The organism is Lacinutrix jangbogonensis (assembly GCF_000797445.1).
Lineage (GTDB): Bacteria > Bacteroidota > Bacteroidia > Flavobacteriales > Flavobacteriaceae > Lacinutrix > Lacinutrix jangbogonensis.
Map to the genome: position 1 here is coordinate 129,961 of NZ_JSWF01000044.1, position 23,261 is coordinate 153,221.

19 protein-coding genes are annotated in these 23,261 nt (G+C 31.7%); 2 read left to right on the forward strand and 17 right to left on the reverse strand.

The window, feature by feature from the left end:
- Positions 1-131 precede the first annotated feature (131 nt).
- Positions 132-1,322: a Pycsar system effector family protein gene (locus RH82_RS16600; RefSeq protein WP_034062459.1), complete on the forward strand. Its 1,191-nt coding sequence runs from the start codon at positions 132-134 to the stop codon at positions 1,320-1,322.
- A gap of 22 nt (positions 1,323-1,344) precedes the next feature.
- On the opposite strand, the gene RH82_RS16605 is transcribed toward RH82_RS16600, so the two are convergent.
- The 3 genes from RH82_RS16605 to RH82_RS16615 form a co-directional block, all read right to left on the reverse strand.
- Complete coding sequence (locus tag RH82_RS16605) at positions 1,345-3,717, reverse strand: GAF domain-containing protein (RefSeq protein WP_034062461.1); 2,373 nt, start codon at positions 3,715-3,717, stop codon at positions 1,345-1,347.
- Positions 3,718-3,867: 150 nt separating this feature from the next.
- On the reverse strand, positions 3,868-4,062 hold the full coding sequence (locus tag RH82_RS16610; RefSeq protein ID WP_034062463.1) for a hypothetical protein: 195 nt from the start codon (positions 4,060-4,062) through the stop codon (positions 3,868-3,870).
- Positions 4,063-5,222: 1,160 nt separating this feature from the next.
- On the reverse strand, positions 5,223-5,708 hold the full coding sequence (locus RH82_RS16615) for a YybH family protein (RefSeq protein WP_034062561.1): 486 nt from the start codon (positions 5,706-5,708) through the stop codon (positions 5,223-5,225).
- Positions 5,709-6,274: 566 nt separating this feature from the next.
- Here RH82_RS16615 and RH82_RS16620 point away from each other — a divergent pair.
- A complete protein-coding gene (locus RH82_RS16620) occupies positions 6,275-7,318 on the forward strand; it encodes a hypothetical protein (protein ID WP_034062464.1) in 1,044 nt (347 codons plus the stop codon).
- Between the two features lie 580 nt (positions 7,319-7,898).
- On the opposite strand, the gene RH82_RS16625 is transcribed toward RH82_RS16620, so the two are convergent.
- From RH82_RS16625 to RH82_RS16685, 14 genes are all read right to left on the reverse strand, one after another.
- The gene (locus RH82_RS16625; protein WP_034062466.1) at positions 7,899-8,084 is read right to left on the reverse strand and encodes a hypothetical protein; all 186 of its coding nucleotides are present in this window, start codon (positions 8,082-8,084) and stop codon (positions 7,899-7,901) included.
- Between the two features lie 687 nt (positions 8,085-8,771).
- Positions 8,772-9,812, reverse strand: a complete 1,041-nt coding sequence (locus RH82_RS16635; protein ID WP_162182469.1) for a DUF481 domain-containing protein — start codon at positions 9,810-9,812, stop codon at positions 8,772-8,774.
- 168 nt (positions 9,813-9,980) lie between these two features.
- Positions 9,981-10,673 carry a hypothetical protein gene (locus RH82_RS16640; RefSeq protein ID WP_034062469.1) on the reverse strand — a complete coding sequence of 231 codons (693 nt, stop codon included), beginning with the start codon at positions 10,671-10,673 and terminating at the stop codon, positions 9,981-9,983.
- A gap of 1,969 nt (positions 10,674-12,642) precedes the next feature.
- Positions 12,643-13,698, reverse strand: a complete 1,056-nt coding sequence (locus tag RH82_RS16645) for a formylglycine-generating enzyme family protein (RefSeq protein WP_034062470.1) — start codon at positions 13,696-13,698, stop codon at positions 12,643-12,645.
- Positions 13,699-13,817: 119 nt separating this feature from the next.
- Positions 13,818-13,979, reverse strand: a complete 162-nt coding sequence (locus tag RH82_RS18495) for a hypothetical protein (RefSeq protein ID WP_156112519.1) — start codon at positions 13,977-13,979, stop codon at positions 13,818-13,820.
- 250 nt (positions 13,980-14,229) lie between these two features.
- On the reverse strand, positions 14,230-14,961 hold the full coding sequence (locus RH82_RS16650; protein WP_034062471.1) for a porin family protein: 732 nt from the start codon (positions 14,959-14,961) through the stop codon (positions 14,230-14,232).
- A 200-nt stretch (positions 14,962-15,161) separates the two neighbouring features.
- Entirely contained in the window at positions 15,162-15,971 is an 810-nt protein-coding gene (locus RH82_RS16655; protein WP_206420440.1) for a hypothetical protein, read from the reverse strand.
- 100 nt (positions 15,972-16,071) lie between these two features.
- On the reverse strand, positions 16,072-16,194 hold the full coding sequence (locus tag RH82_RS19040) for a hypothetical protein (protein WP_262494889.1): 123 nt from the start codon (positions 16,192-16,194) through the stop codon (positions 16,072-16,074).
- 538 nt (positions 16,195-16,732) lie between these two features.
- The gene (locus RH82_RS16660; RefSeq protein ID WP_034062474.1) at positions 16,733-18,079 is read right to left on the reverse strand and encodes a BatD family protein; all 1,347 of its coding nucleotides are present in this window, start codon (positions 18,077-18,079) and stop codon (positions 16,733-16,735) included.
- Entirely contained in the window at positions 18,073-19,776 is a 1,704-nt protein-coding gene (locus RH82_RS16665; protein ID WP_052158405.1) for a VWA domain-containing protein, read from the reverse strand. The genes RH82_RS16660 and RH82_RS16665 overlap by 7 nt, the downstream gene beginning before the upstream one ends.
- Positions 19,773-20,768, reverse strand: coding sequence for a vWA domain-containing protein (locus tag RH82_RS16670; RefSeq protein ID WP_034062475.1), 996 nt, complete (start codon positions 20,766-20,768; stop codon positions 19,773-19,775). The genes RH82_RS16665 and RH82_RS16670 overlap by 4 nt, the downstream gene beginning before the upstream one ends.
- Entirely contained in the window at positions 20,761-21,252 is a 492-nt protein-coding gene (locus RH82_RS16675; RefSeq protein ID WP_034062477.1) for a DUF4381 domain-containing protein, read from the reverse strand. The genes RH82_RS16670 and RH82_RS16675 overlap by 8 nt, the downstream gene beginning before the upstream one ends.
- Positions 21,253-22,185 carry a DUF58 domain-containing protein gene (locus RH82_RS16680; protein ID WP_034062479.1) on the reverse strand — a complete coding sequence of 311 codons (933 nt, stop codon included), beginning with the start codon at positions 22,183-22,185 and terminating at the stop codon, positions 21,253-21,255.
- A 29-nt stretch (positions 22,186-22,214) separates the two neighbouring features.
- Entirely contained in the window at positions 22,215-23,183 is a 969-nt protein-coding gene (locus tag RH82_RS16685; RefSeq protein ID WP_034062480.1) for an AAA family ATPase, read from the reverse strand.
- Positions 23,184-23,261: the final 78 nt, after the last annotated feature.

Below are 23,261 nucleotides of genomic sequence, written 5' to 3' on the forward strand. Positions count from 1 at the left end.
CTTATAGTCGCATTAATCTTTAAATCCTTACAGCATATCATTTTTGCTAATCAATGAAAGTAAATTTAGAATTTACGACAAATCGTTTATTAATTAAAGTTTAGTATTTTTACTGAAAATCATCATTTTTTATGAATAACCTCATTATTGAAGCTGAAAAACATGTTATAAGTTATTTAAATAAAAACTTAGACTCAACGTTTGTTTATCATAATTTAGCACATACACAACGTGTTGTTGAAAAAGCAAAAGAATTGATTGAAGACAGCAACTTAACGGAGGATGAAAAAATTGAATTATTAGTAGCTGCTTGGTTTCATGACACAGGATTTACCAAAACTATTAAAAACCATGAGAAAGAAAGTGTAGCTATTGCTACTCATTTTTTAAAGTCTCAAACTGTTTCTGAAGAAAAAATAATAGCCATCTCTAACATTATCATGTCTACTAAAATGGGCTACAAGCCTAAAAATAAACTAGAAGGCATCATTAAAGATGCAGATTGCGCTCATATTTCGAGCAAAAACTATGACGAATATGCGTCGCTTCTTAAGAAAGAATGGGAGCTTACTCAAAATAAAAAAATCAGTAAATCAGATTGGATTGAGGATAATATTTCTTTTTTAAGTACTCATACATTTCACTCAGACATAGCTAATAAAAAATGGGAAAAAAGAAAAGGAAAAAACCTAGCCAAATTGCTTCAACATCAAAATAAAACCACAGAAGACACTGAAAAACTAATACAAAAAAGGGCTGAATTAAACTTTAAAAAAGAAAAATCAGACTTGCCAGAGCGAGGTATTGAAACTATGTTTAGAGTGGCGCTAAAAAATCATATAACTTTAAGTGATATAGCAGATACTAAAGCCAACATATTACTTTCTGTTAATGCTATTATTATTTCGTTAGTGCTTTCAAATCTGGTATCTAAGTTAGATAACCCGTCTAATCATTATTTAATTTGGCCAACAGTTATTTTCACTCTATTTACCGTAACATCAATTGTATTATCGGTTTTAGCAACGCGACCAAATGTAACTAGTGGAGCATTCACTAAAGAGGATGTCGCTAATAAAAAAGTGAATTTATTATTTTTTGGTAATTTTCATAAAATGAAACTCGATGAGTTTGAATGGGCAATGTCGGAAATGATGCAAGATCGCGACTACCTCTATGGATCACTTACCAAAGATTTATACTTTCTAGGCCTCGTTTTAAACAGGAAATACCGTTTATTAAGAACGACTTACACCGTTTTTATGGTAGGCATTATAATTAGTGTTCTTGCTTTTGGTATTGCATTTAAAATATCTGGTTAAAATTCACCTATAATGAAAGCGCTTATTTAAGCGCTTTCATTAAATCATCATACGTATAAAACTCTTTATCGTTTTCATCTTTATGGTAAAGCACACTTGCTCTTATCGCTTTTAATCCAGTAACCGCTTGTAAGTCTTGTAACTCAACGATTTCAACATCAGTATCTAAATATTTTTTAGATTGTAAAAATTCCACATACCTCAAGTACTCTATCTCGTCTTGTTTTTGAGAGTAGATAATACTTATTTTCCCTTTTTGGGTTACCCGTTCCGTTGTTCCTTTTATATACGCTTTATCCACACGTTTTTTTACAATTTCGTAACGTGCGTTGTAAGTGCCATCTACGTCAAACTGCTTTTCATCCATTCTAAAACTAATAGATAAAGGCTGACTAAAAACTAAAATCATAGAAGCTACATCTAGAGCCACTGGAAAGTCGCCTTGCATTTGGTAATAGGTGTTTTCCATTTCACACATAACCTGTAATTGCCATAATCTAAGATTATAGAGATAAATAGAACTAAAACTATTTTCCTTAGTAATAGACTCTCCTATATACATGTTGTGCTCTACGCCATCTGTTTTAAAACGCTCAAAGTAATGAGGGTACATTTTTTGGGCTTCAACTTGCTTTCTATCTAAAAGCGAAGCCATTTCTTTATTAATTAAAGCAATGGTGTCGTCGTATTGTTTTCTGTGTTTATAAAGTACGTTTACCTCATCATCTATAGTATTGGAATAATCATCTATTAAAATTTTAAGCTCTTCATTTTTATATAAATGCTTAAAAATCGATTCTATATCTTCTGTGAAAAATGAAGCAATTTGTTGTTCACTATCTACTTGGAAATTATTTTTTAATCCGTTTAAAAAACTATCTATTTGAAAAATGTATTGCTCATAGATTGGTAAAGGTTCTAAGCTAAAAGCCTTCACTAACACCTCTTTAGCTGTACTGAGTTGTAACTGTAAATCCTGTTGTGTTGCCCAATTTCTAGCTTCAGAAGAGCCTTTAATGTCTATCTGTCCATATAAAGGGTAAATATTATCGAAAGCTATTTTATTAAAACTCGGTTTCTTTCCGTTAAGTTGATCTTTAATAAAATTCTTTGCTTCTGTTTCAAATTTCCAATTCACACTTGGATGAATAGATGTGCATTCCTGTTGAATAATAGCTTCAATTAAATGCGCTTCTTCAGTTTTAGAACGCTCAACAGCAGCAATAATAAATGGCATGACATACACTAATTTATTAGCATTAATACTATTTAGAACCTTAGGTTGGTCTGAAACAATTTCAATAATACCCATCAAACCTTTATCATTAGCAATAGGTGCAAAAATCGCGCTTTTAATACCTTGTTCATGAAGTACACATATATGCGGAGCATGACCTTTAGATTTCTTGTAATCACGCTCAACATCTGATACTGAAAAATATTTCACTTCCTTAAGTAATCTATTATAAGACCAAGAGCATAAAGCATCTGAACATTTAGAATTTTCTAAATCGTTTAATAAAAAGCTATTCATACCTGCTCCATGAACACGTTCAAAACTATCCTCTTCTTCATTAAATATTGAAAAACCAACTCTAATATCTTTAAGTCCAAATAAGGATCGAAATATTTCATGAAAATCTTCAATAAAGCCTTCATCATTTCTCTTATCTTCTCCTATTAATTTAGATTTAATATTAGATATAGATTGATCATCTGTTACATTAAAAATATTTGAAATTACAAAGCCTTTAAAAACATAGCTATTAGGCGGGAATTTCTCTTTCCACAAAGCAATATTCTCAAAATTATCTAATAGAATATCCACATCATTTTGTGTGATTTTTGGAGCATTATCTGTGGGAATAATTTCTGTAAAATCGCCATTATACAAAATCTTATAAAATTGCATTATACCATTAGCATCGGGGATTTCGTAATAAAAAGGACGTTTAAAATCAATATTTATACCATAACAATAGACTAAAATTATGGTACAGGCCATAATATAGGCGTCATCTTCAGGCATGTTTTTAATACTCAATTCGAAATCTTCTCCTGCAACTTTAATAATATCTTTAAAGCGTTCTGAAGCATTGAAAATTAAATCATGAAAAGGTACTGAAGCCGTTTTAATTTCATTTTTAGTTAAAACAGGACTAAACGAATCTTGAAGAATGACACTAATTACTTGCTCTCTTTCTTTCAAAATTGAAGGATCAATTATACCTTCTCTTAAATCGGGGAATTCATTTGCTGTTTCTAAAACACGCTTTGCCTTCGCGGCAATAAATTCATCATCACTTGTAACAAGTTCCTCATAATGTTTAAGTAGCTTGTTAAAGCTTACCATCAATTTAAAAGGAAACTCTATATTTTCGTTTATATCTCGCATAACACTTATCTACTTTATACAAATTTACAATTATTTTTGTTTAGTCGAAAAAAGACAAAAGTCTTAACAATATTATATAATCTCTCTGTTAGATTACTCCCATAAAAACGGAACTATAAAACTCTTATTTCTATACTATTTGACTAATAATTATATAGCGTTTAAAACACTCCCTTTTAACACCTTTATCTGATTGGAATGGACCACCCCAAAAAGGAAACTATCGCTATCTTTCACATAGTATCCTACAGCTTTAATATGTAAATAAATGACCATTATACTCTTTACTTTTAACAAAGGAAACCCATTAGAAAGCGCTCCAATAACATCGGTTCTGGTATTCATTTTAAGCCTATGACTTAAAATAGATTTTCCAGGACGAGAGCTAAACTAACTGGCCCTAAAAAAACGTAAAGAACACCTTTTAATAAGATGTATTTGTAAAGCAAATAGTAGCCCTTGTTTTCTTGACCACCCTCTAAAAGACTATTGTTGTTAGTAAACAAATAAGCTATCATCGAAAACAAAACAATGAGCTGTAAATCAGTAGTTATTGAGATGTACTTTTTCCTACCAATATTATATTTTGTTTCACTAGTTTTGCACAAACTACATCGACTGCTATTCATCCCTATATGACTCTTTTGATAACAAGTATAATTTGTATTAATGTGAACATAATTATTTTAATAATTGATTATTTCGACTGTTGCCCTCTTTTTATATTTTAAAGCTAATTACTTATCATTTTAACTTAAGACCTTATATCTGCATGATAACGCAAAATAACTGTTGCATGGTGTTACTTAAGGAAATTACAGCAAGTACTATGATATGGAATAAAAAGGATATGACATCCTAGATATCCAAAATCTAAATTTCATTTATATTATTTATTTTCTTCAATAAAACGAAGGTATTGATTTAGCCACTCGTCATATTTTTGGTATGTGTGTGTGTAATGCCCCCATTACTCCAAACAGAAAAAGTAACAACATAGGTTATCGCAGTTGAAACGAAGCAATAGCTCAATACGTGCATTCGCCTTTCCATGTACCTTGTTGCCGCACTTATTGGAATCCTTATGTTACAATAAGCCTGAATATTTATAGACATCATAATAGTTGCCATAGTCATGGAGCTACAACTGTAGTTATTAATAACCAGAACAGTAACAACATTAGACACAACTCTGTTGCCGTAAATAATAATATTAAAATGGGGAATTTGAAAACGTCGGGTCAAAAATAATCTCAACCTTCACTTCAACTGGGTAGTCTGAGAATAATTCAGATAAAAACAAGATCCTAAAACGGACAAGGTGTCGATAGGCTATTCACGATATAAAAACCCAGCATCAAAATATTTATTATCTAGAACGCTGAAATAACGCTCTTTTTCTAATACACGCCATTTAGGAAGGACAGAGTGAGGCAGTAACAAATATCTCATATAAAAAAGCCTCATTTTAAATAAAATGAGGCTTTTCATATTCTTTTAAGTGTCTATTCAATAGACATATCAGAGGTGCTCATATCTCTAATACACACATACTTACCATCTCTTTTTTCAAATAAACTCATATAGTGCCCTGTTTTTATAGCAGTATTAATAGAATCGATTACCGTGTAATATCCTATTTCCAAAACTTGAATACCCTCTTTAGATGGAAACACTTCAGTTGTAGTAAATGAAATTTTGTTTGTATTTGTAGCGAGATCTGTTTTAAAAAAATCCTGTCTTTGTTTTTTCGTCCGTATAGGAGCCATGTTTTGATGAAAAGTAATGGCATCATCTGCATAATAACCAATCTTTTTTTGCTTTCCACTATTATATATTTCAGCAAATTGATTCTCTATAGCTTGAATATCTATTTTTACTTGTTCTTTATCAATCACTACCACTATTGACTTTTCTTCATTTGTATTACAAGACGTCATCAATAAAAATAAACAACCTAATACCATTCCTTTTACAAATCTGTTTTTCATAATCATCCTTTATTAAAAAAAAATATTTTATTAATGTATCAAAAGTAATATAAAAATGACACTTTATATACATCCAAAAATATTTTTATTAAATGCTTCGCAGAGGTATAAGTTAATAATAATTGATACGAAAAATAAAAATCAAAGGCCTTATGACAAACAAAGCTGCCTTTATTAAAAAACCAATAGTAATCACTTTTAATTGTCTTTACTGCGGTTAAAATCTCATAACGGAAAGTCCAAACTAAAAGCGCTTAAATTTTAAAACTATATAAACAAGCGTTAATCTTAGTTAACTTATTTATGGAAAGAGCGCAAACATAAAGAGCGACTCAAAACAGCCTTTATTGGATTAAAAGAATACAAACACTAATTAACGCGATAACAAATTGACAAGTTTTAGAAGATAGGTGAATTCAATTATTTCAAAAAAAAAAAACGAAATATAATTAGAAATCCTATATCTTTGTTATCATATAAATATTTATGCTTTGGCAAGACGTATTATAAACCATAACAAAATATCATTCTCCGATATTAATCTGTAGGAAAACAAAAAAAATATTATGAAAAATAGATGTTTATCAATATTACTACTAACAATTAGTTTAATTAGCTTCTCTGCTTTTTCTCAAACAGAGAATGAAGAGCCATTATTAGGATTACCTGGTGATGACCTAGATCTTTATGCCGTGTTAAATATTTTTCAACAGTCAAAAACCATTGAGGATTTTGAAAAATCGTTGAATGATGAAAAAGAAGGCATTGTCAATTTAGATCTGAATAATGATGGAAAAGTTGATTTCCTTAAAGTTGTAACCGAAAAAGAGGGCGATGATTTCTTATTTATTCTTCAAGACCCAATAAGTGAAAAAGAAACTCAGGACGTTGCTGTAATGGCCGTATCAAAAGATACTGAAGGTCAAATTTCTATGCAGATTATTGGAGATGAAAAACTATACGGTAAAGATTATGTTGTTGAACCAAGAACAGAAGCTACAAAATCAGTGACATCTAATCCGGCATATGTAGGCGATGATCCGGTTACAGTAACTGTTCCAGCAACCACAAAAATTGTGGTCGTTGAATCTGCACCAATAGTTCAATACGTGTATTCCCCTATTTACAGACCTTATCTACCACCTTATTATTATGGATACTACCCTGTGTATTGGAACCCTTGGGCCGTAATAAGTATTGGTGTTTATCATCATTACCATTACCATCATCACTACGGATATCATGGTGGTTATTACGGTCATGGAAATACAACAGTCGTTATTCGTAATCATAATAGTTACAACAACTACAATACCAATAGAAGAAGAAGCTCTAATACTGTAAATAGGAATATTAGAAATGGAAATTTCAAAACATCAGGTCAAAGAGGATCGCGACCTTCAAATAGGACTACATTAAACAGAGCATCAACAAACAATAGAACGTCAACAAACAATAGAGCATCAACAAACAATAGAGCATCAACAAACAATAGAGCGTCAACAAACAATAGAGCATCAACAACTAGGCATTCTGGCTCTAGAACAATGGGATCATCTCGTTCTTCAGGTGTAAGCCGCTCACGTATTGGTGGTCGTCGAAGACGGTAAATTTTTCGGAAAATAATCTAACAAAAAAGGAGGCTATTTTATTTGAGATAGCCTACTTTTTTAAATTTGCAATATATCTCTGATTAATTATACAACGACTAATCTTTACTAAAACTAAAAATGTTTATTGATAAATGTGTCTGTTTTTGATGTATAACCTAATATTGGCAATACCAAACTCGATAGCGTATAAGATTATCTGAAGTTATTGAAGTTGTTATATTTAATAAAAGTATTTTGAAGCCATCTTCATCGCTTAAACAAGTTTTTTGAGTGTCTTGATAATAGCATTTTACAACTTTATTTTAGCCATAAGCTATCTTTGTAATTTCAGCTCTACAGAATAATAGCAAAACGATCTTTCTAATTATTACCATTTAATATTTCATTCTAAGGCACGCATTATAGCTTAATCTTTAAACCGCCATTAATCAAACTAGCTAATATTCTCACCTAAATAGAGTCTCTAATGATATTTTGCTGCACTTAACTTTTAGTGTTAAAAAAAAATCAGTATCCCTATTTCACCATGACGCAATTTTGCAATAGACTCTCTTTTTTTAGCTGGACCTATATGTTGTTATATTTTAAATAGTGTATTATTATCCTCCATAACAATACCGTCAATTTTAAGAATACTATCCCCTCCTATTAGAACTTTGGATTCCTTTATATTAGTAATTATATAATCACCTTGTAAACCAAACAAACCCTCAGTTCCTTTTAAGGCGCATTGGTGATGAGTAAACAGAGCTCTCGGGTACATTTAAAACAGTGCTTTTCTCACCGCCAATTAACATAGACTCTAGACCTATCCAAACACTTACATCTTAATTTCGTTGTTTTTAACAATCTTAGATAACATTGCAAATCAGATGCCGTGAAGCCCTCGAGATTCAGTATATATTCTCCTTATAATTCCAATCACTTCTTCTTTCAAATTAAACATGAGACCACTAAATTTTTCACGATTAACTGGGGCATCAGTTTGAAGGAGTTCTATTTCAATAAAATTGTTAATTAAATGCTCTGGGTGATAAAGTCCAATTAAATCCAAGTCGATAGTGATTGTTTAAATTCGTGTGGTGGTACTAAAGCAAAAACATCTTCTCTAATTTCTGTTTTATCAGAGTCTCCTTTTTTTTAAAATTGAAATTTGAATTCTATTTTAAAGGAAGCAATACCTACTTCAGGATTATAGGAAAATGCCACGTCAACTAATCCTGCTTATTAAACAACATGAGTAGTAATATAAATAATCACCTCATTAGCCATAAACAGATCTGAACCTAAAGAAGCTTCGGTCATCATTCAAATTTTCCCATCAAGACTTTGAGAAGACACTTTTAAAACTTTAATTAGAACAACCGACGATTTTACTTCATTCTATAATTTAGTTGATATTTGCAAAAAACTCGAGACTGAATAAACAGAAAGATTATTATAAATTTAATTAATTAAATGACCAACCGAATCCACTAGTAAAGATATAATCTACTTCACTACCTGAAAATGCTGGTTTGTTATCATAATTTAAAGAGAACCCTAATTTTATATAAAAATCGAGAGGCAAATTATATTTTAAGGATAAGTTATAGTCCGTTCTAATACGTCCTCTTTCAGAGATACTTGGATAAAACTTTATATCCGTTTTAAAATCAAAATCTTTCAAATCATAAATATTAAACGTTGAAGTTATAAAAACTTCACTAGAACTTTTATCCAAAGTAGCATCTGTATAATTCTCAATATTTAGTGTAAATCCTGAAGAAAGACCTAGATAAAGTTTATTGGTACTAATTACAAATTTCCCAACTCCAAAACTTGGACTTATACGCGAATCAATGGCCTGTTCTGTATTTGAAAGAAAAGGAATTTCAATTATAAAATATAACTTTTTTCGCAATAATCTAACGAGCTCAATATTTGCTTCTGTTCTTCTGGTTAACTCAGCATTCTCTTGATTAGTCTTGAGACTAGAAATATTGGCTTCAAATCGCCATAACTCACTGTTGTAATTAAGCTTACCAGTAACAGAGAACTGGTTTGTTTTATTCGCTTTTGCAAAATTATAACTCAAGTCAATTGCTCCGGTAAACCTTTGAATGAAATTTTCTCTGACCTCTTGAAGTGAGATTATCTCGGAAATCGCATATTCCTCTTGTAAATTATTATCTAACGTTATTGTTATTTTTTGTTTTGCATTAGATTTTATAAACCCAAAACGTCTGCGAGCTTTAGTTAAAATAATTAAGCATTTACGTTGTATGACAAGCTTATTTACTTTATTGAATTCTATCTTAAAATCCGTATCACTATATGCCGTTTCTATAGCGAGGACTCCTTCAGAAATCAATTTAATTTCACCTGCTAGGATATCTCCACTTTTAAGCGTTATGGTATCATTTTGAGCGTTTACAGAAAAGCTTATAAATACACTAAATATCAAAATTAGTAAAGAGCTTTTTACTGCTATTATCTTAATTATTAGCATTTTAAATAAAACTAGACTACGAGGCCTTTTCATTAATTAATTATTATATAAAGGTTTAATTAAAAATCACAATAACAAAAGATAGCACAACAGAAATAGCAATCATTAATTTAAAGGATGCTATCCTTTTTTAAACTTTTTATAAGTAACGGTATTTATTACTTCTAATTATTTTTCAGACACCTCTAAATGCTTAATCATTAGATTAACGTATTCCTCTGCGGTTTTATGAGCTTCTTTTGGATCTTCTAAATTAGTAGTAATAACAGCTACCAATTGGCTCTCCGCTTCTTCATCCAAGTTGTAAGCTACAGTTTCTAAAACATATTCTGTGTCATAACTCGTTGTTGTCGACGTTGGAATATAGCCGCCAAATGAATTATAATAAGATCCATAAGCATAAGGATAACTGTAATAATTATAGAATCCACCATAATGAGCTGGATAGTAGTTATTGTATGTTGCGCCCAAATAAACACCGTTTGTTGCAACACGTTCAGTAACTTTTTTGTCTTTAATTACCGTTAAAACAATAGCATTAAACCCTTCACTTTTCAATAAGGATTTCATGAGATTTAGCCGCTCTTCAGACATTTCTTTATTTGGATGTAGATTTGGAGCTTTATTATAACTTTCGGTAGCTTTAATCCCTCTTTCTCGCAGGGCATTAGCGATTTCTTTCTCAAAAGCAAAACGCGCACTATTATTAGCCGTTCGTGCAATAACAAGAACATTCTTTTTCTTGAATAGGTCAACTACAGATGGTTCGGCTTTCCAAGCATCTAATACTTTGGTACTAGAGCAGTTTTGAAAGAATAAAGTAATGATTATTAGTAATAATACTTGCTTAATATTTTTCATATTGTTTGTTTTCTTTAATTGTTTACTGTCTGTTTTAAAGTCACTCACTTATTGCGTAACCTTGAACTTGTTTCGGGATCTCGTAATAGAGATTTAATTTACATAAATATAAAATTCTGAAACGCGTTCTGAATGGCGCACTTTTTATCATTATTATGACACATTACTTGCTAAAGAAATTGCTTATTATATTTTCTTTAGCCCTATAAATTAGTTGGTAATGTAATATAGTGCAAAAATACATTTCTTTATTTTAATATAAAATTATAAAATGGTCTCAAAAGGTATAATCAAAATTTAATCCATGGTATTCACCTATAACAGACATTAGACTAAAATTTTAGTTTTTAAACAATGTATTTATATAAAAAAAAGGCATAAGAAACCCAGATAGAGACCCACTAAACATCCTGTTATTACATCTGTTCAAGAATACTATCCAGGTCTTACATGCAAATGACCTATTAAAAAAGCAGCTGCTCTGATTCTCCAAAACACAGCACGTTATAAACCGAATTTAGATGCTAATCATCATAGATTCTAGCTAAAAAAAATAGCCTCGTCCATTCCAAACCAGATTAAATCCAATACTAAAAAATATTAACGACCTTAGATACATTTACCGGTTTTCTCAATTATAAACTGATTATCTTTAGCACCGGCAATAGATGTGTTTTTGTAATCTAGTAAAACCTCAACGAACTGCTAAAAACAGCAGAGGAGATACTTGAATCTCTAATTGAAAGTTAACATCTTTCTTGAAATATTCTTCAGTTACAGTATCTAATATTGCGCTACCAGTTCCCTAAAATCATCTAGAGTCTAATCAAAAGAAACAGTCCCATTTTTCGACTAGATTATTTGAGTAGAAATAGACACTTGGTTTAATAAAAATTTATAATCTTTATTGTTTGTATAATGTGCTCCAAAACCCATTGTAGACGGCCTTAATTTAGGCTTTTATTTTAGTATAAAAACACCGAAAGACCCAATTATGGTTGGGTTTCTAGTGACTAAAATACATAAAGGCATCCGCTAAAACTAACGTTCTAAATTTTAGAGCAGTCCTGATTCCTCACTAAAACAGTCTCAATAGCAGCCTTTCCATTCTTTGAAGAACTTAGAAAAGGAAGGGTAATTAATAATACAAAGCCCTTTTTTATTTAAAATATATTCATTTTTTCAATGAATGAGAATAATTAACCTCTGATCTAAATCTACTATCTATTTATATTTTCTAATACAAAAATCAGTATAATACTATTTCTTGAAAAGCATAGACCAGCGCTAAACAAAAGAGTTCAAATCTTCTCATTCAACTTTTATAGTTTGAGAGTATATAATTGATAATTTTACCAATTGTTATTTATTCGAGACGAATCCAGTTCTTTCATAGGTTGCATTTCACTAATGATGACACATTCCTAATTGATAACAGAAAATGAAATAATTTCACATAAAGTTAATCCTCTTTTCATTAAAGCTACTATAAAATAGAAAAATCAACCGTAATGACACACCAAATAAAGTCGCTCGCGATAAGACATAACATATTTCACATTTCTTTAGGCTCCATACTTCAACTATCGAAAAACAAATAAATTAAGAGGCACCACAAGATAATTATGCATATAAACTATTAAAAACGAATAATTTAAAAATTAAAAAACGAATAAACACACCTAAACTAGCGAATTTTCAACCACCGCTAATGAGGTAAAAGCATTAAATAACACAGCGTTTAAGGCTGAATATGGCATCTTACCCTAACATTAATTGACCGCTAAGTATCGCCAAAACCAATGCTCACTACTTTAATCCCCAAAGGAATTGGCATCTGCGTCTAGTTTAGACAACTTGCGTAAAGATTGTAATTCCAATAAACAAAATGAGGCGACATATTAAAACGGTTCATTTTAAATTATTAGGACTCCCTCGTTTACTTCATTTATTCTAATAAACTTATGCGCTATTTGTTTTTTACACATCTAAAACCTAAATGAGACATGCCTGTATCTACAGAACTACCTTCTCGAGAGCTCGGTCGATAATTATAACAATACGAAACATGACATAAATAAGAACCTCCTTTAGTAACTCTTTCTGTTGCATATGAATCTCTAGGATTATAACTTTTTTTGGCTCCAACAGGATTCTTACAAATTGTACCTACAACATCTTTGTAATAATTTTCATCAAACAAGTCTGAAGTCCATTCCCATACATTTCCAGCCATATCATAAAGCTCATAACCATTTGGTATAAAAGCCATAACAGGAGCAGTTCCTGTATAATTATCTAATGCAGTATTGCTATAAGGAAAACTGCCATGATAGATATTTGCTAGATCTCCTCTGTTTTTAGGCTCTTCATTTCCCCAAGTATATTTTTTATTTAATAAACCGCCCTTTGCAGCAAATTCCCATTCGGCTTCTGTAGGTAATCGCTTGCCTGCCCATGTCGAATAGGCTAAAGCGTCTTCGTATGCAATATGAACTACTGGATGGTTCATTTTATCTACAATAGAACTATTGGGACCTTGCGGGTGTTTCCAATTAGCACCAATAGTCCAATACCACCAATTATTAAGGTTTTTTAAACTTACAGGCTGATTTGAAGCTCTAAAAACTAATGAACCAGGCCTTAATAAACTGTCATGTGGTTTAGGAGTATTTGGAGGGAGTTCTTTCTTTAATTGCTCCCAATCTACTATTTTTTCAGCGACTGTTACATATTTGGTAGCTTCAACAAACGTTTTATATTGCGCATTACTAACCTCATGATTGTCCATCCAAAAGCCATCAATATCTACTTGATGTGCAGGGTATTCTCGTCCATAAAACCCTTTAATATGAGCACCCATTTGAAAATTACCGCCTTCAATCCAAATCATTTTAGTCTCTGGAACAACAACCTCTAAGGTTTTTATTACCTCTTCTTTTAAAACAGTATGCTTTTTCTTAGCGTTTTCATTGCAGCTAGAAAAAGCAAAAATAAAGAGCATTAATCCTGTAATTTTATTCATTTGTATATCTATTTAAATTTAATTTTTTGGTTTTTAAATTTAAAAACCTGTATTAACATCTTTATAATTTTCTTTCGTTTGCAAGTTTAAAACTTCTATGCTGGTTACTTCGTAAAAATTCAACCACTAAAATCGACCACTGCATACTCATCTACTCTAGCGAATATGCTATATACATTTAGAGAAGGAAATATACAAACATCAGGACGAATATTGAATACTGAAGCTCTTGAAGTCGTTTTATTAAAGCGTATAATATCATCTAGAAAAGAGTTCTCCATTATTAAACTCTACCTGTAAGACGTCAATTAAAGCATCTAAATAATAAACACACCTGGATATAATGACAAGCCAAAACCTAGACCGACAACTTTTTGTTCTAAATCCGTTAACAAATAAGGATCAATATTTATTCTTAACGTTTCATTTGCTATTTCTATATTGAAATATACTTATGAAAAAGCGAAGCTACCCAACAGAAAAAGCGCACAAACTAAAATAATAATTTTAGGTTTCATAGGATGCTTTTTGTTAATCTTCTTCTAAATTCTTGTTAGCCAATTCATCTGTTATAAAAGGAAGAGTAAGATGTAAAGAGAAATAACTGTTTCTATTTGTAGAAGTACTTACAATATCTTTAAACACATTATTAAAACCGTAATAATAGCGAGCGTGAAGATACACGCCTTTGCCTTTATGTGCCTTCCCTAAAACATATCCAAAATCTACAACCATACCATAATCTACATCCTCCATATAATCAGCAACGTTTTGCTTGAATTCACCTTTCTCGTTTGCATAAACTGCTCTAGATTTTTGCAAAAGTGAAACTTGCGGAGCTAAACTGAAGCGGTACTTTTTATTATTGGTTTGATAAGTAACTAAAATTGGGATATCAATGTAATTTAGTTCTATCTCTGCAGTTGTATTAGAAAACTGAGCATCTAAACCAGCATCACCTGTTGCCAATGAAAAATTGTTAAACGTCGTATTTCTTTGTGCAAGAAAATAGATATTTGGACTGACGAACCAGTTTTCTGAAAGTTTCACGTTTCCGCCAATACCAAAATTCAATCCAAATTTACCATTATCATTAAAGTCTAAATCGGAATAAGAAGAAAAAGCGCCTCCAATTTCTAAACTAATATTAAAATTTTCTGAAGCGACCTTATCTCCAAATAATAAGGCAAAAATGGCTGCTTGTGCCGTAAGTGTTTGCACACTAAAAAAAAGAGTAATTAATAGTGCTAAGTGTTTTTTCATACTTTAATTTTCAAATCAGGCCTACTCTTTATGGTTTTGAGCATATCCTATTATAGTTTTATTAATTACATGTGAATATTACAAACTCTCTTTTTCAAAAATTAAAGAGCATTACCTTATATCAAAACACACCTCTAAGGGGCAAACAGATTTTAAAACTGTCATGTAATCGCGTTTAAATTATAATATTTGTTAATTATTTATTTAGGAAATAATAAAACTAGAGTAGCTCGAATTCCCCATTCTGGATTAAAGGGGTTGTTACCATAAAACACTTTAGGTCCAGCACTAAGTTGCACCATTTGCTTACCAAATTTAGTTACTTTGCTATAATAAGCTCCTACAAATCCACCAAAAACACGGTTATCCCAACTTTGTGTATTTTCCGACGCAAGGCTAAAAGAAGCACCTGTTTTTGTAGCATACGTCATAAAAGGTTGAAAAAAAGTAGCATTTACATCGTTTATTCCACTTCCGCCTATAGACCAAACGTGATTTACCAAGGCACCGTAAGTCAATTGTCCACTAATTTTTAAAACCAAAGCATTCGGGCCAACACTCCATTTATTTGCTCCAAGAAAATCATCAGTTGCTGTTGGCAATACAAAGACAGGGCCAACACCCAAAACGAGTCCATTTTTGACTTTTTTAGGAGAAAAGAATATGCTCTGCGCAATGTCACCAAGTCCAGTTTCATTGTTTCCTTTTCCAGTAACATCATTTTGAGATACAATAGGAATAATTGTTCTACTAATCATATTCCAATTCTCGTTTAATGATACTGGAATAACGGGCTGTAAGTTTAAATTGTATCTAAAGCCATCAAAAGGTCCCACTCCAAAATCAAAATTAGTTTGAAATGGTAGACTAATCAGGGAAGATACAGGATTTGCTAATTTTTTAGCTAGATCTTCTGCCGAACTTGTTGGCTCTTGGGTTTCTTCTGTTTGAGCAAAAATCACCCCAATTGAAAATAAGAATAAAAGCAGTAATAGATTATTTTTTTTCATTAATTGATATTTATTTGTTCGATTTATAAGTAAGATGTTACCCTCCTATTGAAGCCTCGTACATTAATCCGCCTCAAATTGGTGGAAAAATAGCAACTCCTCAAGAATAAGATAAATCTGCAGATATACCTTTTTTGATCCCTACTCCCGAAGCTTGTACACCAAATTTAAGCTTTTCGTTTGTGAATATATCGAAAGCCACTTCGTTTTTAAAGAATACCACCTCAATATATTGTTAACCCACTAATTGCAAACCAATTGAGGCTTGCTTAAGTTTTGACGACCAATAACGTTTCCGTTTTTACAACCAACGCAATGGTCTGCCGCTCCTCCAATACCAATCCCTGATTTGGTAACCTTAGGAAAAACGCAATAGGCATAAGCATGGTTTTTAAATCTTTCAAGTTTTGATGTTTTCTATACGATATTAGATAAAGCGTCATCAGTATTCTCTTTCAGTTCTGGATTCCACACTCCAGTTTGCGCATTAATTGATAAAGTAAAAATAAGACCAGGGATAACTATTATTTGTTTTATGTTTTCTTTAATCTAAAACTCATATAAATCGAATATTAATTCATTTGATTTTTATCATAAATATTTAAACCATCTCACTTTCCTCCAAAAGCTTTGGAAAACTCAATGCCTAAAAGAAAGTTGGGAAGGCATCAATTTTTATAATCGTAAACTAATGCAAAAACAGAATTATAATTTATAGAAACCAATGCATCCCTGAAAATATTCGGGTTGCACGTTTTTATTTACAATCGCGTTGGGTTTAACCAATCTTTGTTGTTTGTATTCCCATGTCTTTTTACTTCCTGATCTTTTAGGTACTTTTTCCGAACAATTATTAATTCTTTCTTCATCCCTATTATACACGTATTATCGTTCTCCTTTTTATTTCTAAAAAGGTTCTCGTTTATTGCTTTGAATCTCTTTTTTAAATCATTATTACCGTAATCATTTATCATATGAATTAACGTTGAATAAGGGCTATCAAGTTTGCTTAACCAAACACGGACTGCTTTTGAAAACGCGGTGTAATTATTGTTTCCAATAGCCTTCAATACCTGATTAAAAGCGCGTTTTTCAGACTCCAAATAACAATGATACGCTCTTTTAAAATAAGCAAAGATCCCTTTTAAAATTTTAACAAAAACCACTAAAATAAACAAACCAATAATGAGATATACAAAAAATGTTTTAGGTGTTAATCCAAAAATTAAAAACGGATTTTTTTCTAATGCTTCAACCTCTTCTCTTTGAAGGGATTTTTTTAAACTTTTTAACATTACCAAGTCTACATTTGGCTTTACAAAAACGGTAATAGAATCTATTTGCTTTTTATATATTTTTTTTGATGACGAATTCCAATACACGTAGTTGATGATAGGAAAAACAACTTCGCCTTCTTTTTCAAATAAATAGCTAACTGTTTCTGAACGTTTTGCAGACACTGTAGTTCGTGATTTGTTAGTGCTAACTTTTGGCCTTTGGGGATAAATGCTCACTCCATTTATAGCATCCCATTGTGTAGCAGGAATAAACTCCGTTAGCGTTCCGTCTGCAAAACGATTAATAGTGCGTTCAACAACATCGCCAACTTTAATATTTTTAAGAGGCATTGACCATTTTTGATTAAGCGCTAAGCTATTTGCAACCAACCAATTTTGTGGTTCGTAACCTAAAGGAACTGGTTTTACTGAAATGGTTTTTGGTTTGGTATTAAGTGTTCTTTTTATGCCTTTATAACCGCCCTCTTTTGGCGTTTCTACACGAATTACCAAACTTGGAATGGTTATTTGTCCATCTTTCGTAGGAAATACATTATAATAAAACTCAACGCCTGCATATTTTTTACCATTGTGCTTTTTAACACTACTTACCGAACGAAAGTACACAGTCAATGCATTGTCTACTTGAATATTTTCGATATCAATTCCAGATGTAAACCAAGTTGTTGTATAGACGTGAACCTTTAATTGCACAGGTTCTCCAATATACGGGTTGTTTTTATTTAGAGTAACGTAACTCATTAAACCTTGCCCAAACGCATTGCTAGCAATCAAGTAAAATGTCGCTAATATGTAAAACCGTTTTACCATTTATGAATCGTTTTTTCGGTTACCACTTGCTTTTTTCGAACTTGATAGCTAAATTTTTTAGTGAGAAATAGTGCCGGGTCATCATCTACTTTTCTTAATAAAATATTTTTAGGCAACTCGCCATTTCCTGATTTAAAATCATCTGGCAACTCGTCGAGTTCTTTGCCTTTGCGCACGTCTGTTTCTTGAGTTTCTTCTTTGCGTTCTTTTTCCATGTCTTTTTTAGTGGCTTCTTGTCCACCTCCACTTAAATCTTCTGGCGAATCATTTTGGCTATTTTCAGCTTTATTACCTTCTTCATTTGACACTGTTTCAATATCCATTTGTTCTAACTCTGCTATTGCACCAGTTAAATGATCAATATTATTAGAAGCATTGCTATTATTTGGATCTTGTTCTAGCACTTTCTCAAACATAATTTTTGCTTGCTCTAACTTTCCTAGTTTAGCATAAGTTAATCCCAAATTATAAAGTCCGGTTATTGTCGTATCATTTTCAAAAGCTCTTTCAGCACTTAAATAATCACCAGATTTATAATAGGCTATACCTTTTCTCAATGGATCTAAGAAGTCTTGAGCTGCGTTACTATAATCCTCTTGATTATAGGCTTGTTGTGCCTGATACTCTTTAGTAAACCACAAATCCTTAAACACAAAATTACTTGACTCTAAGCTTAAATTACCAGAACAAGAATTTAAAGTTATCATAAGCAGTATAATACATAAAGACCAACCTTTTCTAAAACTAAAAAGGAATACAAAAACCAATGGAATCAACAACCAATAGCCATTATCTTGCCAGTCTTCTTGATCCTCTTTACTTTGATCATCAAATAGAATAGTATCACTTATAGCCTCTGCTAAATCCTTTACATCACTATTATCTAATGTTATTTCAAGTATTTCTAACTTCTGCATCGCATTTAAACTATTCAATTTCTGAAGGTTTAATGATGATTTCTCTTTGGTATTAGGAATAAAGCTACCTATTTGTGTAGCAAAAGGATACAGATAAATTTTTACATTATTTTGTTGTAAAAAGTTACTTACGGTTTCAATTGATAGGTCTTCTAAATCGTCTGTGATGAGCAACACTTTTCCTTCTGCTTTGTTATTTGTAAAGAGCGTATCTATTTTACGAAACAGACTATTAAATGCAGTCCCTTGGACTGGCATCATTCTAGGTTTTAAACCCTTAATTTGATCTTCGATAATTCGATAATCTGTTGTAAATGGAATTGCAGTATGAGTGGATCCGGCAAAAACCAATAGATTAGTTTCTGCTCTAGGGTTTGCACTTAAAAAATCATATATTTTAAACTTAGCACGTTCTAATCTACTTGGCGAAACATCTGATGTCAACATACTCGTTGAAAGATCTAGGGCGATTATTAATTGTGATTTTATCTTCTTTTCAGGTGATTTTACCTGATTCCAAGTTGGCCCTAAAAAGCTCACACTTCCAAGAACAAACATTAGTATCACTGATAATTTAATCAAACGAGGTTTCCATGAAGTTCCTTTTTGAATAACATAAGGCTGTAAATGCTTGGCAATACTTTTTTTCCATGCATTAGATTCACGGTAAAAAAAGAAGCCAATAACTATTAAAACTATACTTATACAAAGTACTTTAAAATGTTGATCTCGTAGAAAGTGAAATTTCTCCAAATCAATATGTGTGACTTGCTCTATCATTGTCTATTGCGAATACGTTTAATAATTTGCAGTATTGTATTTACAGTAACAGCTATAAAACTTAGTATTAAAGCGAGTCCAAGTGGATAATAATACAATAATGTTTTTGATACGTATCTCTCCTCTTCGTACTCTACAGGCTGAAGTAATTCTAGTGCTTTATAAATGTTTTCTAGTGCTTCAGAATCTTTCGCTCTAAAGTATTTTCCGTTTGTACGTTTAGCAATTTCAATAAGTGTTCGTTCATCCAAATCAGAAGAGTTACTACCAGGATTTCCAATTCCAATAGTATAAATAATGACATCATTTTCTTTTGCAATAGCAGCTGCATCTAATGGTGAAATACTTATACCTGCATCTACACCATCTGTCAACAGTAACATTACTTTGGTTGGTATGGTATCCCGTTCAAACATGTCCATTCCTTTTATAATCGCTTTTCCCATATTGGTCGATTGGCCAGCCATACCGACATCTGCTTCATCCATCATGGTTTGAACAACCTCTAGATCTGTTGTAAAAGGCACTTGTATATATGCGCTACTCGCAAAAAAAAGGAGCCCCATTTTATCACTCTTACGTTCAGTGATAAAATCTTTCATAATACCTTTTACAGCATTCCATCGTGTAGTTCGCTTTCGATCTACAATCCAGTCCTTATTTGCCATACTAAAGGATAAATCTGCCAGAATCAAAAAGTTTCGAGATGTCTTAATCGTTTTTTCTGGTTTACCTACCAACTCAGGTGAAGACAAGGCTGTCAATAACAATAACCAAATGGTGTACAGTATCAAAAATGAAAACCAACTTTTCTTTTTGACATAAGCCGCTTTTTGTGGTTTATTTTTAGAGACCTCAGCAGTGCGTTGAAAATAAGGATATACCAATGCCGATGTTCTATTTTTAATCGCCGGCAGTAACCAGTAAATAAAAATAGGTAATGGTACCAAAAGAGCAACATACACATAGGCTATATGAAAATTTTCAGGCATGTGTTTTTATCCATTTTATACTTGATTTAACAAAATCGCTCCTATTAAACAGACTTGTTTCATCTAATTTATTATTATACAAAGCGCTAGTGATTATATTTTCATTCTTCGAAAAAGACGTCGTATTCCCTTTTTTATCTAAAAACCGAAGCCATTCTATGCCTTTTAATGACGCTACTTCTGTTCTGTTATAAGTCTGTAATGCCGTTTGCTTTAGCTGAAACATTGTTTCTGAAATTAGAGACACATCATTACTTTTATAAAGCTCTGCTAAGTGTTTAATCTTAAGAACTGCTTCACGCTTGTATGCCTTTTTTTTATAAGCGGTATAGTACCTATACAAAAACCACATAGTGACCAATATTAATATTCCAAAAAGAATCTTCCAGCCCAGAGTGTCCATAGTAAATGCTACTGGGCTTGCTTCAAGCAAAGCACCTAATTCAACCGTTTGATTTGATATGTTCGCTGGTTCGTTTTGCATTTATACATTATAATTATTAAACAGCTCTAAGAGTTGATCTTCGATAGCATCTACTGTGTTAATTTTAAATATCGTCGTTCCTAATGCTCCTAATTTTGATTCAAAAGTTTTATAATTTTTTTCAAAATCAACCTGCAATTCTTTTTGTAAATTTTTATTTTTTCCATTGATGCTTATTTGACGTTCCTTATCAGATAACACAATTTTTTGTGATGGTATTACTTCTTCCAATGGATCATATATCTTTATTAACACTACATCATTATGCAATGCTAACTGATTGATGTATTGTAAGACATTATCATTGTATCTATGAAAATCACTTATAATAAACACCAAATAATCATGGGTAATGACATGCTGTAATCTGCTCATTACTTCTGTTAAAGACGATTCTAAGTCAAAGGGTTTTTGCTCATATATGTGTTGATTTGCTTGGACTATTTTTTGAAAAAAATGAATACTGTTTTTAGTATCTCTTTTAGGAGTTACAATATCATAATCTTCTACAGAATAGACCATTCCGCCTATTCTATCTCCGCTTTTTTTAATCTTATGTGCAAGAATGGCTGCCAATTCTCCAGCGACAACGGATTTAGTTTTATGCTGTGATCCAAAACCCATTGACTCTGATTGATCCACAAAGATAAACGCAGGTTTTTCTTTTTCTTCCGTAAATACTTTCGTGTGTGTTTTTCCAGTTTTTGCTGTAATTCTCCAATCAATGTTTCGAATATCGTCACCCATTACATAAGGCCTAGCTTCTTCAAAATCTAAACCTCTTCCACGTAATTTTGAAGAATAGTTACCAGACAATACACTATTAGACTTTTGTTTTCCAGTTTTCAAATTCAAAACCGCACTAAATTGCTCCAGATTCAAAAGATGATCTAGAGTGAGAAATACATTAGGATTTTTATTTTCGGTCTTCATGAATTATTAATTCCATAAAATTCATGAAGTTACGCAATAACGGCAACCACTTGAATCAATTTATCTATAATAGAATTGGTTGTAATACCTTCTGCTCTTGCTTTGTAACTTAATGCTATTCTGTGACGCAATACGTCTTTAATAACTTCCTGAACATCATCTGGTGTTACGAAATCTCTATTTTGCATCCACGCATGTACTCTACTGCAACGATCTAATGCAATGGTACCTCTTGGGCTTGAACCAAATTCAATAAGCTTTGCAAATCCGAGGTCAAACTTTTCTGGATATCGCGTTGCAGATATGAGACTTACTATATACTTCTCAATATTTTCTGTCACTTTAATTTTAGCGATTTCTTTACGAGCGTCAAAAATAACTTGTTGAGCAATTGTATTGGTTGGTGCCATACTTTTTTCTTCTGACGCCTCTGCCTTGTTCAAACGCATAATAGCTAGCTCTGCATCATCGTTTGGATAATCGATAATGGTATGTACAAGGAATCGATCCATCTGTGCTTCAGGTAAGGGATAGGTTCCTTCTTGTTCAATAGGATTTTGTGTTGCCATGACCATAAACAGTTTTTCCATTTGATAGGTTTTACCTGCTACAGTCACTTGCCGTTCTTCCATTGCTTCTAAAAGAGACGATTGCACTTTTGCAGGCGCTCTATTTATCTCATCTGCAAGAATAAGATTACTAAAGATCGGACCATTTTGAAAAACAAATTTTTCCTTTCCATCTGGAAGGTATATCTCTGTTCCTGTTACATCTGAAGGCAATAGATCGGGTGTAAACTGAATACGACTTAAGCCGCAATCCAAATTATTTGCTAAAGATTTAATAGCTCTTGTTTTTGCTAAACCTGGCACACTTTCCAACAGCATATTACCATCTGCAAGTAAGGTTAATATGATGCGATTAATCAAGGTTTCTTGTCCAATTATAGACTGAGACATTTGTTCTTTTAAAACTGTAATCGATTCAAATGGTGTCATATTTTTTATAATTATAATATATTACTTATTTATTTTCAAATAGTATAAACGCCTTTTTTAATCATTTACAAGCGAAAT

Excerpts from the sequence above, each read along its gene's own strand:
- RH82_RS16600 (WP_034062459.1), top strand. The coding sequence starts at position 132 with ATGAATAACCTCATTATTGAAGCTGAAAAACATGTTATAAGTTATTTA.
- RH82_RS16605 (WP_034062461.1), bottom strand. The coding sequence starts at position 3,717 with ATGCGAGATATAAACGAAAATATAGAGTTTCCTTTTAAATTGATGGTA.
- RH82_RS16610 (WP_034062463.1), bottom strand. The coding sequence starts at position 4,062 with ATGAATACCAGAACCGATGTTATTGGAGCGCTTTCTAATGGGTTTCCT.
- RH82_RS16615 (WP_034062561.1), bottom strand. The coding sequence starts at position 5,708 with ATGAAAAACAGATTTGTAAAAGGAATGGTATTAGGTTGTTTATTTTTA.
- RH82_RS16620 (WP_034062464.1), top strand. The coding sequence starts at position 6,275 with ATGAAAAATAGATGTTTATCAATATTACTACTAACAATTAGTTTAATT.
- RH82_RS16625 (WP_034062466.1), bottom strand. The coding sequence starts at position 8,084 with ATGTACCCGAGAGCTCTGTTTACTCATCACCAATGCGCCTTAAAAGGA.
- RH82_RS16635 (WP_162182469.1), bottom strand. The coding sequence starts at position 9,812 with ATGCTAATAATTAAGATAATAGCAGTAAAAAGCTCTTTACTAATTTTG.
- RH82_RS16640 (WP_034062469.1), bottom strand. The coding sequence starts at position 10,673 with ATGAAAAATATTAAGCAAGTATTATTACTAATAATCATTACTTTATTC.
- RH82_RS16645 (WP_034062470.1), bottom strand. The coding sequence starts at position 13,698 with ATGAATAAAATTACAGGATTAATGCTCTTTATTTTTGCTTTTTCTAGC.
- RH82_RS18495 (WP_156112519.1), bottom strand. The coding sequence starts at position 13,979 with ATGGAGAACTCTTTTCTAGATGATATTATACGCTTTAATAAAACGACT.
- RH82_RS16650 (WP_034062471.1), bottom strand. The coding sequence starts at position 14,961 with ATGAAAAAACACTTAGCACTATTAATTACTCTTTTTTTTAGTGTGCAA.
- RH82_RS16655 (WP_206420440.1), bottom strand. The coding sequence starts at position 15,971 with ATGAAAAAAAATAATCTATTACTGCTTTTATTCTTATTTTCAATTGGG.
- RH82_RS16660 (WP_034062474.1), bottom strand. The coding sequence starts at position 18,079 with ATGGTAAAACGGTTTTACATATTAGCGACATTTTACTTGATTGCTAGC.
- RH82_RS16665 (WP_052158405.1), bottom strand. The coding sequence starts at position 19,776 with ATGATAGAGCAAGTCACACATATTGATTTGGAGAAATTTCACTTTCTA.
- RH82_RS16670 (WP_034062475.1), bottom strand. The coding sequence starts at position 20,768 with ATGCCTGAAAATTTTCATATAGCCTATGTGTATGTTGCTCTTTTGGTA.
- RH82_RS16675 (WP_034062477.1), bottom strand. The coding sequence starts at position 21,252 with ATGCAAAACGAACCAGCGAACATATCAAATCAAACGGTTGAATTAGGT.
- RH82_RS16680 (WP_034062479.1), bottom strand. The coding sequence starts at position 22,185 with ATGAAGACCGAAAATAAAAATCCTAATGTATTTCTCACTCTAGATCAT.
- RH82_RS16685 (WP_034062480.1), bottom strand. The coding sequence starts at position 23,183 with ATGACACCATTTGAATCGATTACAGTTTTAAAAGAACAAATGTCTCAG.